This is a genomic window from Camelimonas fluminis (assembly GCF_014656355.1).
GTDB lineage: Bacteria > Pseudomonadota > Alphaproteobacteria > Rhizobiales > Beijerinckiaceae > Camelimonas > Camelimonas fluminis.
In genome coordinates this window covers 134,308-148,520 of record NZ_BNCG01000010.1, presented here as the reverse complement: position 1 = coordinate 148,520, position 14,213 = coordinate 134,308, and the positions used below count along the sequence as shown (strand labels likewise).

The window sequence follows — 14,213 nt, the reverse complement described above, 5'->3', positions numbered from 1 at the left end:
CCGGGCCCGCCGGGAGTTCTGATCGTCACTGCGCCGGGCTGGCGTCAGGCGTTTTTCGCCTTGCGGTTGAACATCTTCTTCAGATTGTCGAACAGCTCGATCTTCACGCCGTTCTTTTTCATGATGAAGCCCTGCTGCAGCACGGAAAGGAGGTTGTTCCAGCTCCAGTAGATCACCAGACCGGCCGGGAACGAGCCGAGCGTGAAGGTGAAGATCACCGGCATCCAGCTGAACATCGCCTTCTGCACCGGGTCCGGCGGCTCCGGATTCATCTTCATCTGCAGGAACATCGTCACGCCCATGATGATCGGCCAGACGCCGAGATGCAGCAGGGTCGGCGGGTTCCACGGAATGAGGCCGAACAGGGTGAACAGGTTGGTCGGGTCTGGCGCGGCCAGGTCGCGGATCCAGCCGAAAAACGGGGCGTGCCGCATCTCGATGGTGACCAGCAGCACCTTGTACAGCGCGAAGAACACCGGGATCTGGATCAGCATCGGAAGGCAGCCCGAGACCGGGTTGATCTTCTCCCGCTTGTACAGCTCCATCGTTTCCTGTTGCTGCTTCACCTTGTCGTCGGCGTAGCGCTCGCGGATGGCCATCATTTCCGGCTGCACGGCCTTCATCTTGGCCATGGAGGCGTAGGAGCGGTTGGCCAGCGGGAAGAACACCAGCTTCACCAGCACCGTGACCAGCAGGATGGCGATGCCGAAATTGCCGACGAGCCTGAAGATGAAATCCAGCACGAAGAACATCGGCTTCGTGATGAAATAGAACCAGCCCCAGTCGATCAGCAGGTCGAAGCTCTTGATGCCGTACTTGCGCTCATAGCCGTCGATGGCGGCCACTTCCTTGGCGCCGGCGAACAGCTGCACCGTGTCGTCAGCCGAGGCGCCAGGAGCGATGGTGATGGCCGCGCCGCGCACGTCGGTCTGGTAGATCGGCTTGTGCGCTTCGGTGACGGTGAAGCGTCCCTCGAACGGCTTTTCCTGGTTCGGCGCCAGGGCCGAGGCCCAGTATTTGTCAGTGACGCCAATCCAGCCGCCAACCGTATCCCTGAAAACCTGGCCGCGAACATTGCCGTACAGGATGTCGTTCTTGGCCAGCTTGTCGTAGGTCGGCTCCTGCAGGCCCGCCTTGCCGAGCACGCCGACGGGGCCTTCGTGCAGCACGAAATAGCCCTGGGTGTGCGGCTTGCCCCAGCGGGAGATCAGCGAAAACGGATACAGGGTCACTGGCGCGCCGCCCGTGTTCTTCACGCCCTGGCGGACGGAGAACATGGCGTTGTCGTCCACCGAAATCTGGCGCGTGAAGATGAGGCCCTGGCCATTGTCCCAGGTCAGGGTCAGCGGCTTGCCGGGCGTCAGGCGGTCGCTGTCGGCGGTCCACAGGGTGTTGGCCTGGGGCAGGGCGACCTTGGCGCCCGCCTCACCGATCCAGCCGAAGTCAGCGAAATACGGATCCGGCGCGCCCACCGGCTCGAACAGCACGATGATCGGGCTGTTCGGATTGACGGTTTCGCGGTGCTGCTTCAGCGACACGTCGTCGATGCGGCCGCCCATCAGATTGACCGAGCCAGCGATGGCGGGCGTGTCGATGGTCACGCGCGGCGACGCCTTCAGGGCCGCCTCGCGCGTCAGGGCGGGCGGCGTCTGTCCGGTCAGGCCGGCGTCCAGCGGCTGCGGCGCCTGTCCGGGCGCGCCAGGCTGGACTGCGGCGCCTGTCTGCGGCTGGCCGGCAACCTGCTGCGCGGTCTGCGTTGCCGGCGGTTTGGCGGACTGGCCCGATTGACCGAAGAAGTAAGTCCATCCAATCAGCACGGCGATCGACAGGCCGATCGCCAGGATCAGATTGCGATTGTCATCGCTCATGGGCTTTTGTCCGTCTTTTCGTGAACGTCGTTTCCGCCGCCGCGTGACGCGGCGTCCGGACGCGCGCTGCTTTTGCCCCGGCGGCGGCCGCCGTTGCGCGAGGATTTGGGCGCCGCTGCGCCCTTGCCGCTGGCGAGGGCCGGCGCGGCGTTGCGCAAATCGTCGACAAGCTGGTCAAAGGGGGCGGAGATGGCTTCGCGACGCGCGATCAGCACAAGGTCAAGCGAAGCAGAGGGCCAGGATGCGCTGGCAAGCTCAACCGCCGCCCGGAGGCGACGGCGAATTCTGTTGCGTTCAGGCGCGTTGCCGACGCGCTTCGTGACGGTGAAGCCAACGCGCATGCCTGCGCCGCTGTCTGCAGCCGAAGTGCGCATGATGCCCTGAACCGTCATTCGCGACGTGTGAAAGCGACGTCCTGCCGCCGCCGCGAGAAACTCGGACCGCCTGGTCAGTCTGCGGGCTGTCGCCGGGACGGAGGTCACGGACGCAGCCTCCACAGGCTGCGGATCAGGCCGAGAGGCGCTGGCGGCCACGGGCGCGGCGGGCGGCGATAACCTTGCGGCCGCCGACGGTCGCCATGCGCGCGCGGAAGCCGTGACGGCGCTTGCGCACGAGTTTGCTCGGTTGATAGGTCCTCTTCACGGCTCATCTCCGGTCGTAAGCGGCTGCGGTTTCGCTCCGCGCCCTCAGCCACACGGTGAGCAACGCGAGCCCGCCTGCGGCGCCGATTAAAATCAGTGGTTAAAAAAGCAAACGGCGCCCACGCGGGGCGCCCGCCAACCCATGGCGGGCTTATGGATGAAGCCGTTTTGAAAGTCAACGCACTCCCGCCGTCGCAAGGACGGGCGGAAGGGGCCGCGACGCAACCTTGATATGCAGCCCATTGTGGCGTTTTCCCGGTCGCGCGCGCCTGCAACGCCCGTCGATGGCGGCCAGCGCGCCGGCGATGCGCGCTGGCGCGGCAACCATCAATTAACCATGTGCGAATCGGATCCGGCCCCCGTTGCTGGCGGCAAGCGCCCGGAGCAGGCGCTGGTCCGCTCCCAAAAACGCGGCAAATCAACCATTTGACGTTACGTCATCCGGCGCTTCGCCGGCAGGCGCGGCCTCGCGACCCTTCCGCCGATTCAGCAGCCATTAGGGATACGGCGCCATTCCTGAGAGCCAGGCGGCCGGGTTCCAGCGACCGCCGTTCTGTGGTGGCGCGGCCGGTTTCGTCGCGATCAGGGTCCGCGCCGGAGACGGGTTGCGGCAGGTGATTTCAAGGGATTCCGGGGCGGATGACGTCGCCGGACGGGAGACAGCGCATGCGCCGTTTCGGTGGCCTGGCGGCCGCGGCAATGATTTTTCTGCTGGCTGGGTGCGGCATGTTTCCAGGAGAGAAGCGCGCGCCGTGGCGTGGCGAGGCGGAGGCGCAATGCCTCGCTCGCAAGCAGGTGAAGCCGTCCGAATTCATGCAGCCGATGAAGGCGATCAACGGGCCAGGGGCCTGCGGCATGGACTCGCCCTTCCGCGTCACGGCGATTCTGAATGGAACCGTGACCCTGAAGTCCCGGGCGGTGCTGGCCTGTCCGATGATCGCGGCCCTGGAGCAGTGGGTGGCGGAGAGCGTGCAGCCGGCGGCGCGCCAGTATTATGGAGTCGCCGTCGCCGAAATCCACTTCGGCTCCTACTCCTGCCGGGGCATGAACAATCGCGCGGGCGGGCGCCGCTCCGAGCATTCATACGGCAACGCCGCCGACTTCATGGGCATGACCCTGGCCGATGGCCGCAAGCTCTCGGTAGTCAAGGGCTGGCGGGGCTCGCCGGCCGACCAGGAGTTCCTGCGCACGATTTTCGTCGGCGCCTGCGGCCAGTTCAGCACCGTGCTGGCCCCAGGGTCAGACGTCTACCACTACAACCACCTGCATATGGATCTGGCGCGCCACGGGCGCGGCCGCACCATCTGCAAGCCGGTGCTGAAATGGACGCCCATGTCGCCGCCGCCCTTCGAGCCAGGACCGGGCATGGTCGCGCAGACTGGCGCGGCCAATATCACGCCCTACGACCGGGGAGCCTCGCCGTCCGCGGCCGAAAGCGATGTCGAGGCCGCGCACGATCATGAAGCGGCCGGGCAGGGCGCTGCTGGCGAGAATGACGCCGGTGATTATGGCGGCGGCAACCAGAGCCTGAATCAGGGCGCAGCCGGACGCGGCGGTCAGGCCGCCTCTATCAATGACTTGCTGCGTTAATTGGCTTCCGGTCAATATGAACAGGAAGCCGCTCCAGGCTTCCTGTCGTGAGCGCGCGCTGATCGACCGGACGGCTCCGTCTGGCGGAAGGCGCTTTCAGGTGTCTGGCTCCCATTCGCGCCCAAGCCCGCACCAGGCTGGGCGCGCTATTGCCTGTATCGCCCATGTCCGCCCGGCGTCAGAATTGATGCGTCCGACTTTCAATAGCAACAGACATATTTCCCAATAAATACTAAACAAGTCAGGCATAAAAATTGCAAAAGGCAATCGGATGTCTGAAAACAATGATGTTGAAATCACTTTCGTTGAAGCGAAATCAATCAACGCGGTGGGGAGTTCGGGAGTCTCCACCAACAAGATAGACAGTGGGCCGTTGGTGCACGCGTACGGTCCGCCAACCTGGACCGTGCGGCTGCAGACCAATCGCAAGGGGTCCACGGACACCGCCGCCCGCTATGTAGAGGCCTGCGGCGGCGAATTGCATCTCTACTCGCCAGCCTCGCGGGATCCCGTGCCACATATGCTGAATTTATATTTCGCGGTGGACGTGGATATTGACAACATGAACTTTCAGGCGAGTACGCGGCTGTATATCGCGCAGGGTCACCAGGAGCTCGACGGCCACAATAACTGGTGGGCCGGCGGCGCGGACATGCGGCGGCTGGATCTGGAGGACGGTCATCTGATCTTGCAGGGCAAGAACTCGCGCGGGAGTAGGAGCGAGCGAAGATACAGGCTCAGCGGGACTTACGACAAGCTTGTATTCAATCTGGTGTGACGCTGGCCAGTGGAGCGAATTTAACATTTGCACCCGGCTTCACGTCCGGCGACGCGCAAATGCTAAATTTATAAGTTCCACTATAAAATCAATAATTTGCTGGTGATCATTTTGTTGCCGGCATTCGCTCCGCCGCTCGGTATCGAGGGATGCGAATGCCGGAAACAGGCCACCAGAGCGCTTTCCGACCAGACGGAATCGTCTGGTCGATCAGAATTCGCTCAAAACAAGGGAAACTGGAGCAATCCCCGATCCATGTAGATCGGGAATTGCTCTAGCGCATGTCGGGGAAAAGTTGAGCCCGTTCTTTGCAAGAAAATGTGTCAAACTAAAAAGTGGGGCATTTTATGTGAACTGGTTTTCACTGGAAATGCCCGGGTTGCACGAGAACGCCGGCAACCGACGCCTTAACTTCGTCCGCGCCCGACTGTTTTGAAATGTCTCGCATGGCCGGACAACGCCCGGCCATGCCCGTTCTGGCGCGTCAGTACACCGCGTAGCCGCCGTCGATCAGCAGCGTGTCGGTGGTGTGGTAAGACGAGGCGGTGCTCATCAGATAGACGGCGATGCCGCCGAAGTCGGAAGGCTCTCCGAAGCGGCGCATGGGAATGCGCGGCAGGACGTTGGCGACGAATTTGTCGTTGCCCATGATGCCCTCGGTCATCTCGCTCTTGATCCAGCCTGGCAGGATGGCGTTGGCGGTGACGCCATAACGGGCCAGCTCCACGCCCAGCGCCCGCACCAGGGCGTTGAGGGACGATTTGGTGGCGGCGTAGTGCTCATTGCGCGCCGTGCCCGAGATGGAGGCGAGGCTGGAGGTGGGAACGAGGCGGCCAAAGGCGTCGCCCTTTTCCGCGCGCTCGATCATGTGGCGGGCGGCGAGCTGGAACACCTGCACCACGCCGTCGAGATTGGTGGCGAACATCTGGCGCCATTCTTCCGGCGTGCGGTCGATAAAGGCCTTGCGGCCGCCGCCGCCGATGCCGGCGTTGGCGAAGCAGCCGTCGACGCGGCCAAAGGCGCCGAGGGTGGCGCGCCAGGTTTCCTCAATGGAGCTGCGGTCGGAGACGTCGCATATGCGCGCTTCCACCTTGCCGGCGTTGTGGGCCTTGAGCTGCGCCAGCGCCTGCTCGTTTTTCTGTGGGTTGCGGCCCCAGATCGACACCGAACAGCCCGCCCGCACGAGGGCGTCGGCCATGCCGAGGCCAATGCCGCCGTTGCCGCCGGTGATCACCGCGACGCGATGCGACAGGTCAAAATCCTTGTTCATGCGTAACCTCCACACAGTTCTTCCTTGAGCCCGGATTGCCTACCACGGCCAGGCGGCGGAGCGGAAGCTGCTTCCTATCTAGCGTTTGATCTGTCACAACAGCGCAGGCCGCTGTCTGGAGGACAGAGTGCTGGCTGACCCATGGTCAGCCTGGCGATCGCACCGGGCGGCGGAACGGGAGCAAACGCGGGAAGCAGCATGTCATACGATTCGATCAAGACCGAAGGCGCCACCATCAAGACCGATCTCGCCGACGGCATCCTGACCCTCACCCTGAACCGTCCCGATCGTCTGAACGCCTTCACCGGCCAGATGATGCAGGAGATGATCGCGGTGTTCGACAAGGCGGACGCGGACGACGCGGTCCGCGCCATCATCATCACCGGCGAGGGCCGCGGCTTCTGCGCCGGCGCGGATCTCGCCTCGGGCGGCGACACCTTCAACTACGACAGCCGCACCTCCACCACGGATTTGCCGCTCGGCCGCGACGGCAAGCCCGACCTCGCCGCTGATCCGGCGATGCGCGACGGCGGTGGTCGCCTGACCCTGCGCATCTTCAACAGCCTGAAGCCGGTGATCGGCGCCATCAACGGCCCGGCTGTGGGCATCGGCGCCACGATGCAGCTGCCGATGGACGTGCGCATCGCTTCCGAGAACGCCCGCTTCGGCTTCGTGTTCTCCCAGCGCGGCATCGTCATGGAGGCCTGCTCCAGCTGGTTCCTGCCGCGTCTGGTCGGCATCCAGCAGGCGGCGGACTGGGCCTATTCGGGCCGCGTGTTCGACGCGCAGGAAGCGCTGGCCGGCGGCCTGGTCAAGGAAGTCGTGCCCGCCGACGAGCTGCTGCCGCGCGCCCGCGCCATTGCCCGCAGCTGGACCGAGCGCACGGCTCCGGTGTCGGTCTCGCTGATGCGCCAGATGATGTGGCGCATGCTGGGCGCCGAGCACCCGATGGAGGCGCACCGCGTCGACAGCCGCGGCATTTTCTGGCGTGGCAAGCAGCGCGACGTGCAGGAGGGCGTGACGTCCTTCCTCGAGAAGCGTCTGCCAAACTTCCCGGACAAGGTGTCGACCGACATGCCGTCGTTCTTCCCCTGGTACGACGAGCCGGAATACAAGTGATCCTCTCCGGTCCGGCGGCCGCCTGACTGGCCGCCGCGCGCATGGAGCGCCAGCATGATGAAGCCCCGGAGCCGCTCCGGGGCTTTTGCATATGAGCGTCAAACCGGCTCAGGCGCGCGCCGCCGCCAGCGCGCCCAGGACCCAGCCCAAACGCGTCATGGACGGAACGGGCCCGGCCATGATCATGGGGCGGCTGAGTGGAGCGTCCTTGCCGCAGCTCCGGCTGCAATCGTTCACAATCTTCATGTATATGAAGACCATGAACCGCATGTCTCCCGCTCCCGGAACTTCCGCAGACACGCCGGCGCCACGCGGCTTCGCGCACGTCGACGCATGGATCTTCGATCTCGACAACACGCTGTATTCCCATGAGGCGCAGGTCTGGCCACAGGTCGGTCAGCGCATCACGCGCTTCCTGGCGGAAACCTTCGACCTGGACGGAATTTCGGCCCGCGCCTTGCAGAAATATTACTACCATCGCCACGGCACGACCCTGCGCGGGCTGATGGAAGAGCACGGCATGGACCCGACCGATTTCCTCGCCTTCGTTCATGATGTCGATCTCAGCCTGCTGCCGGCCAACGAGCGCCTTGCAGCCGCCATCGGCGCCTTGCCAGGCCGCAAGCTGATCTTCACCAACGGCTCGGCCCGCCACGCGGAGAACATCTGCCGCAAGTTGGGGCTGGACAGCCATTTCTGCGGCTATTTCGATATCGTCGCCGCCGACTTCATCCCCAAGCCGGAGCAGGGCGCCTACGACATGCTGCTGGCCCGGTATGACGTGGATCCCGCCCGCGCCGCCTTCTTCGAGGACATGGCGCGCAATCTGGCCCCGGCCCACGCCCTCGGCATGACCACGGCGCTGGTGCTGCCGGCGACGCCCGATCCGTATCGCGAGCCGTTCGAGCAGGCGCGCGAGGAGCTGGCGCATGTCGACCACATCACCGATGATCTGAGCGGCTTTCTCGAAGGCGTCATCGCTGACAGCAACGACTGAAAAACGGGGAAACGATACATGGACAGCGCGCCCAACGCGGCCCAGGCGGAATTCTGGAACACGGGAGCCGTCCGCTCCTGGGTCGAACTGCACGAAGATCTGGACCGGCAATATGCGCCGTTGTCCGATCAGGCGCTGGCCGCCCTGCAGCCCGCGCCCGGCCAGCGTCTGCTCGACGTCGGTTGCGGCTGCGGCGCCAACACCCTGGAGCTGGCGACGCAGGCTGGCCCGCAGGGCGCGGCGGTCGGCGTCGACATTTCCGCGCCAATGCTGGCGCGGGCGCGCGAACTGGCGGCAGAGCAGGGCGTCGCCAATGCCTCATTCGTTGAGGCTGACGCCCAGATTGCTGATCTTTCGGCGGGCGGCGCGCCGTTCGACGGGGTGTTCTCGCGGTTCGGCGTCATGTTTTTTGCTGATCCGGTCGCCGCATTCGCCAACATCCGTCGCCACATGCGGCCGGGCGCGACCCTCGCCTTCATCTGCTGGCGCCGGCCGGATGAGAACCCGGTGATGCTCGCTCCCTATCGGGCGGCGCTCGATGTGTTCCCGGTAAAGCCGCCGAAGGCCGATCCGCTGGCCCCGGGGCCGTTCGCCTTTTCCGACGCCAGGCGCATCGAAGGCATTCTCGCCGACGCTGGCTTCGGCGCCATCGACATCCGCCCGCATGACCAGAAGGTCGGCGGCCTGTCGTTTGAACGGGCGCTGGACCAGGCGCTGCGCATCGGGCCGCTCGCCGGCCTGTTGCGCGAGCAACCGGAGGTCGCGGACGCGGCGCGCCAGCGCGTGGCGGAGGCGCTGCGTCGTCACGAGGCGGCCGACGGCGTCTGGCTCGACGCCGCCGTCTGGGTGGTCAGCGCCAGGGCGCCCTGAAGACCAGACGCTGCTTCATGGCGTTCTGGCGCATTCCTTTCGCGCATCAGGCGCCCGCATCAGGCTGGCGCACGACCCCACAACGTGGGCCCGCGTTGCGGATGGTTGCCCAGCACCCAGGTTCCGCCCGTACTGTCGCAGCACATCGCCGCGCCATTGGGATCGATGGGCGAGTGGAACAGGGTCGTCGCCGTCGCAGCGTTCACGTCGACAGCGATGATGTCGCCGGTCGCCGGATCAATGAATTGCAGGGCGCCGGTGGCCGGATTGGCGCAGGGCGACAGGGCGCCGCCATAGCTGGCGAATGGAACCTGAACCAGCTTCCAGCCAACCGCCCCTTGCGTGACAACGCGGATGATCTGGATCGTTCCATCCGGTTGTGGCGATGGGCCGCTGAGCGCCCATAGCGCCGGTTGCCGCGGGTCCTGACCCACCCAGATCACGGCGGGCTGGGCTGCCAGCGGCGGCATGAAGTTTTCCACCTGCTTCTGCAGCGCGCCGGTCAACGGTTGCCGGGCGGCGATGCCCTGGAACAGGCCAACGGCCTGCTTCCGGTTGGCCTGCCAGACATCGGCGACCGCGCCGTGATAGTGGGCGGGCGCCCAGATCAGCGCCGGCTCATCTTCTTGCGACACTTCCGCCGGGTCCGGAACCTCGCGCCGGCTCGTCCCCTCGAAACAGATGATTTGCAGGCCGTCGAAGGTGGCGAGGACGTAAGCCCTGTCCTGGGTGAAGGAGAAGCTGGCGAAATCCGAAACAGGGTTTCGGGAGGCCAGAGGAAGCACGGATCGCGTCGCGAGATCGTAAACTTCGAGGCCGCAGGCGGCGAAAGGCGCAACGCTGTCCCGCGTCATGCGCCAGATTTCGTTGCGCCCCGCAATGGGGTTGAAGCAGGGGCTGGTGATGATGACGCCGTCGCGATGTTCGACCGGCGTCGGGATGGCGCTGACGACGCCGCCCCGGAACGTTGTGAGAAAGCTCAGGTTCTGCAGTCGCCCCGGGTTCGTGCAGGTGGCGCAGATCCGGCGGACGCCGTCGCTTTCATCCGCCGCCAGCGTGAAGAACGTCGGATCGAGATCGCCGGTTTGCAGGGGAATGGTGGTGATGCTGGATGCGGTCGCCATGATGGGTGCGCCTGAATGGAAATGTCATGCGCGCATCCTGACATGGTTGCGGTTGGCAGCCGCCTGGAAGCGGAAGTCGCCCGCCCTCAGAAATGCGCCAGGAAACCGCCGTCCACCGCCAGCGAATGGCCAGTGATGTAGGACGCCTCGCGCGAGGCGAGGAACACCACGGCGCCGGCGACTTCTTCGGGCCGCCCCCAGCGTCCCAGCGAGGTGCGCTGGCCCAGCCAGGTCTCGATGCTGGCGTCGGCGACCATCGGGGCGTTGGCTTCGGTGGCGAAGTAGCCGGGGGAGACCGAATTGACCGTGACGCCGTGCGGTCCCAGCTCCGCCGCCAGTGCCCGGGTCATGGCGTCGAGGCCGCCCTTCGAGGTGGTGTAGAGCGCATCGCCGGCGCGGGAGATGCTGGCGGCGATTGAGGTGATGTTGATGATGCGGCCGTAGCCCGCCGTCTTCATGAGGGCGGCCGCCTTGCGGCTGATCTCGAATGGCGCGGTGATATTGGCGGCCAGCAACCCCTGCATGTCGCCGGGGCCAAACTGCTCCAGCGTGCGCCGGTCGCGCGCCGCGGCGTTGTTCACCAGGATGTCCAGGCGGCCGAAGCGGGCCATGACGCCGGCCAGCGCCGCCGTAACCGCCGCGTCGTCGGTGAGGTCGAAGGCCAGCGCCTGCGCGTCGAGGCCGCCCTGCGCCAGCGTTGCCCGCGCCGCCTCCAGTCGCCCGGCGTCACGGCCATTGATGAGCACCGTCGCGCCGGCGCGGGCCAGGCCACGGGCCATTTCGAGTCCCAGCCCGCGTCCGGCCCCGGTGACGAGCGCAACCTGCCCGTCAAGGCGAAATGGCGCGGCGACCACATTGCTCATGCCCGTCTCCTCTCCCGCGTCTGGGGCGCGGCGTGTTGGCGCCCTGTTGTGCCGCCCACGCGCCCGGGACACAAGCCGCCAGGCCAGGCCAGGCCAGGTCAGGTCAGCACAGGCCAGACAGCGGCGGGCGCCAGTGGATTGACACCCGCCGCATCCTGACTCACTTTGGAAGCATTCCGAGGGGGGCCCCGTGAGGGGGCTGAGATTCCACCTGTCGGAGGGCTCCTGTCCGGCTTGTCCGGGTTGGCCCTGTCCGACGCCGTGGTGACCCGCTGAACCTGATCCGGGTCATGCCGGCGGAGGGACAGGAACTTGCGCGCCACACAGCTATTGCATGTGTCTGCGGCGGCCAGCCGTCTGATGACGGTCCGGGACGCCAGCGGCAATACGACCGCCGGTTTTCCGGCGGCGCTGCCGCGCGCGTTGGATGAAAGCCTTGCCGGTGGCGAAGCCGTCCATTCCACCTCTGCCTTTGTCTGGCCGGATCGTCATCCCAGCCAGGCAACAAACCAGGGCAGAGACCATCATGACCGACGCCATCCTGAGCGGCGCCAGTGCGCCCGCCGCCGTCACCACCAGCGCCATTCGTGGTTCGCGCAAGATTTACAGCGCCCCGGCCGCGCATCCTGACATTCGCGTGCCATTCCGCGAGATCTCCCTGACGGAGTCTTCCGGAGAGCCGCCGCTGCTGGTGCAGGACACATCGGGCCCGTTCACCGATCCGGGCGTCAGCATCGACCTGACGGCGGGCCTGCCGCAGGCGCGCGCCGCGTGGATCGCCGGGCGTGGTTTTGAGGGCGTTGCGCCCCGCGCCGTGAAACCAGAGGACAATGGCGGCGCTACCGGAGCGCGTCTGGTGCCGGCCTGTCCGGCGCAGCGTCCGGTGCTGCGGGCCCGCGATGGCCAGATGGTCACCCAACTGGAGTTCGCGCGCGCCGGGATCATCACCGAGGAAATGATCTACATCGCGCACCGCGAGAACGCCGGCCGCCAGGCGATGGCCGCCGGCGCCGGGGATCGTCGCGCTGACGGCGAGGATTTTGGCGCAGAAATCCCCACCTTCATCACGCCGGAGTTCGTGCGCAGCGAAGTGGCGCGCGGTCGCGCCGTGATCCCGGCCAACATCAATCACCCGGAACTGGAGCCGACGATCATCGGTCGCAACTTCCTGGTGAAGATCAACGCCAACATCGGCAATTCGGCGGTGGTGTCCACCGCGGCGGAAGAGGTCGAGAAACTGGTGTGGGCCGTGCGCTGGGGCGCGGACACGGTGATGGACCTCTCAACCGGCCGCAATATTCACAACATCCGCAGCTGGATCATGCGCAATTCGCCAGTGCCGATCGGCACCGTGCCGATCTACCAGGCGCTGGAGAAGGTTGGCGGCGATCCCGCCAAACTCGACTTCGACGTGTTCGCCGACACGCTGATCGAACAGGCCGAGCAGGGCGTCGATTACTTCACCATCCACGCCGGCGTGCGCCTGCCTTACGTGCCGCTGACCGCCAACCGCGTCACCGGCATCGTTTCGCGCGGCGGTTCGATCATGGCGCGCTGGTGCCTGTCGCATCACCGCGAGAGCTTCCTTTACGAGCGCTTCGATGAGATCTGCGACATCATGCGCCGCTATGACGTCAGCTTCTCGCTGGGCGACGGCCTGCGTCCCGGCTCGATCGCCGACGCCAACGACGCCGCCCAGTTCGCTGAACTGGAGACCCTGGGCGAACTGACGAAAATCGCCTGGGACAAGGGCTGCCAGGTGATGATCGAAGGGCCCGGCCACGTGCCGATGCACAAGATCAAGGCCAACATGGACAAGCAGCTGAAGGCCTGCGGCGAGGCGCCGTTCTACACCCTTGGCCCGCTGACCACCGACATTGCTCCAGGCTACGACCACATCACTTCCGCCATCGGCGCGGCGATGATCGGCTGGTTCGGCACCGCCATGCTCTGCTATGTCACGCCCAAGGAGCACCTCGGCCTGCCCAACCGCGATGACGTGAAAACCGGCGTCATCACCTACAAGCTGGCGGCCCACGCCGCCGATCTGGCCAAGGGGCATCCCACGGCGCAATTGCGCGACGACGCCCTGTCGCGGGCGCGCTTCGACTTCCGCTGGGAGGACCAGTTCAACCTGTCCCTCGACCCGGACACCGCCTGCGCCTTCCATGACGAAACCATGCCGAAGGACGCGCACAAGGTGGCGCATTTCTGCTCCATGTGCGGACCGAAGTTCTGCTCCATGAAGATCACCCAGGACCTGCGCGCCGAAGTCGCCGCCATGGGCGACAACGAACGCCAGGCGCTGGAACAGGCGGCCGCCGGCATGAAGGTCAAGAGCGCCGAGTTCACCGCCGGCGGCGGCCAGATCTACGTGGAGACGGGGGTCGCGCCGGGCGAATAGGCGCCCTGCTTTTTCCGGGTGAGGCGCCCGCTTCACCCGGGCGGAATCCGGTATATGCTCCCGCCCGGCTGAAAACCGGGATGTTTCGGAAAGGCGGGCGGGCTTGCACAAACCATCGCCGACAGACAGGCTGCCGATCATCTGGCAGGTCGCGCTGCTGCTTGGCCAGGTGGCCCTGGCCGGTTGTGTCGACGCGATTGGCTGGTTGCTGCTTGGCGGCCTGTTCGTATCTTTCATGAGCGGCAACAGCACCCAGCTCGCCGCAGCCTTGGCCGATGGCAAATGGCTGCTCGCCGGACGCAGCGCCGCCGTGCTCGCCAGCTTCTTCGTGGGCGTTTTCGCCGGCGCCCTGTGGCGTGAACTGTCACGCCGGCGCTCGCAGGTCGGCGTCTTCGTGCTGGTGGCGCTGATGCTGGGGCTGTCGTTCCTGCTGGTGCGTTTCGACGGGCTGCAGCCGCTGCATCTGCTGCCGCTGGCCTTCGCCATGGGCATGCTGAACAACGCCCGCCGCCATATCGCCGGCGCGGCGGTGGGCGGCACCTTCGTCACTGGCGCTTTCGTGGCCGCGGCCCAGGGGCTGGCGCAGTGGCTGCTGGGCCGGGCGGGGCCGGCGGCGTTTGCGCCATACGCCCTGTCCTGGCTGGCGCTGGTCGTCGGCGCCCTCATCGGCGCCACTCTGGTGCTGCGCT

General features: G+C 65.9%; 13 protein-coding genes and 1 riboswitch. Of the genes, 7 read left to right on the top strand and 6 right to left on the bottom strand.

The features are described 5' to 3' along the window. Positions 1–44: 44 nt before the first annotated feature. From yidC to rpmH, 3 genes are read right to left on the bottom strand one after another with little or no spacing between them, the layout of a single operon-like run. Positions 45–1,868, bottom strand: coding sequence for a membrane protein insertase YidC (gene yidC / locus IE243_RS12835; protein ID WP_191319779.1), 1,824 nt, complete (start codon positions 1,866–1,868; stop codon positions 45–47). After that, the gene (gene rnpA / locus IE243_RS12830; RefSeq protein ID WP_191319778.1) at positions 1,865–2,350 is read right to left on the bottom strand and encodes a ribonuclease P protein component; all 486 of its coding nucleotides are present in this window, start codon (positions 2,348–2,350) and stop codon (positions 1,865–1,867) included. Before rnpA ends, yidC begins: the two co-directional genes overlap by 4 nt. Positions 2,351–2,375: 25 nt before the next feature. Then, a complete protein-coding gene (rpmH, locus tag IE243_RS12825; RefSeq protein WP_132008764.1) occupies positions 2,376–2,510 on the bottom strand; it encodes a 50S ribosomal protein L34 in 135 nt (44 codons plus the stop codon). Positions 2,511–3,175: 665 nt separating this feature from the next. Here rpmH and IE243_RS12820 point away from each other — a divergent pair. Both IE243_RS12820 and IE243_RS12815 read left to right on the top strand, forming a co-directional pair. Next, the gene (locus IE243_RS12820) at positions 3,176–4,099 is read left to right on the top strand and encodes an extensin-like domain-containing protein (RefSeq protein WP_191319777.1); all 924 of its coding nucleotides are present in this window, start codon (positions 3,176–3,178) and stop codon (positions 4,097–4,099) included. Between the two features lie 271 nt (positions 4,100–4,370). Continuing rightward, on the top strand, positions 4,371–4,877 hold the full coding sequence (locus IE243_RS12815; RefSeq protein ID WP_191319776.1) for a hypothetical protein: 507 nt from the start codon (positions 4,371–4,373) through the stop codon (positions 4,875–4,877). A 484-nt stretch (positions 4,878–5,361) separates the two neighbouring features. Here the strand turns inward: IE243_RS12815 and IE243_RS12810 are convergent, their stop codons facing one another. After that, complete coding sequence (locus tag IE243_RS12810) at positions 5,362–6,147, bottom strand: SDR family NAD(P)-dependent oxidoreductase (protein ID WP_191319775.1); 786 nt, start codon at positions 6,145–6,147, stop codon at positions 5,362–5,364. 198 nt (positions 6,148–6,345) lie between these two features. Between IE243_RS12810 and IE243_RS12805 the strand changes: the two genes are divergently transcribed. From IE243_RS12805 to IE243_RS12795, 3 genes are all read left to right on the top strand, one after another. Beyond that, positions 6,346–7,266 (top strand): crotonase/enoyl-CoA hydratase family protein, encoded by a 921-nt coding sequence (locus IE243_RS12805; protein WP_191319774.1) that lies wholly within the window; start codon positions 6,346–6,348, stop codon positions 7,264–7,266. Between the two features lie 259 nt (positions 7,267–7,525). Further along, positions 7,526–8,263, top strand: coding sequence for a pyrimidine 5'-nucleotidase (locus tag IE243_RS12800; RefSeq protein ID WP_373301677.1), 738 nt, complete (start codon positions 7,526–7,528; stop codon positions 8,261–8,263). An 18-nt stretch (positions 8,264–8,281) separates the two neighbouring features. After that, positions 8,282–9,133, top strand: a complete 852-nt coding sequence (locus tag IE243_RS12795; protein WP_191319773.1) for a class I SAM-dependent methyltransferase — start codon at positions 8,282–8,284, stop codon at positions 9,131–9,133. Between the two features lie 59 nt (positions 9,134–9,192). On the opposite strand, the gene IE243_RS12790 is transcribed toward IE243_RS12795, so the two are convergent. Together IE243_RS12790 and IE243_RS12785 are read right to left on the bottom strand one after the other, a co-directional pair. Beyond that, entirely contained in the window at positions 9,193–10,257 is a 1,065-nt protein-coding gene (locus IE243_RS12790) for a hypothetical protein (RefSeq protein WP_191319772.1), read from the bottom strand. Positions 10,258–10,343: 86 nt separating this feature from the next. After that, a complete protein-coding gene (locus tag IE243_RS12785; RefSeq protein WP_191319771.1) occupies positions 10,344–11,120 on the bottom strand; it encodes an SDR family oxidoreductase in 777 nt (258 codons plus the stop codon). Positions 11,121–11,289: 169 nt separating this feature from the next. Beyond that, positions 11,290–11,443: riboswitch (TPP riboswitch) on the top strand. A gap of 203 nt (positions 11,444–11,646) precedes the next feature. On the opposite strand from IE243_RS12785, the gene thiC reads away from it, so the two are divergent. Continuing rightward, on the top strand, positions 11,647–13,524 hold the full coding sequence (thiC, locus tag IE243_RS12780) for a phosphomethylpyrimidine synthase ThiC (RefSeq protein WP_191319770.1): 1,878 nt from the start codon (positions 11,647–11,649) through the stop codon (positions 13,522–13,524). A gap of 103 nt (positions 13,525–13,627) precedes the next feature. Further along, positions 13,628–14,213: YoaK family protein (locus IE243_RS12775; RefSeq protein ID WP_191319769.1), on the top strand; the 586-nt coding region annotated here is incomplete at its 3' end.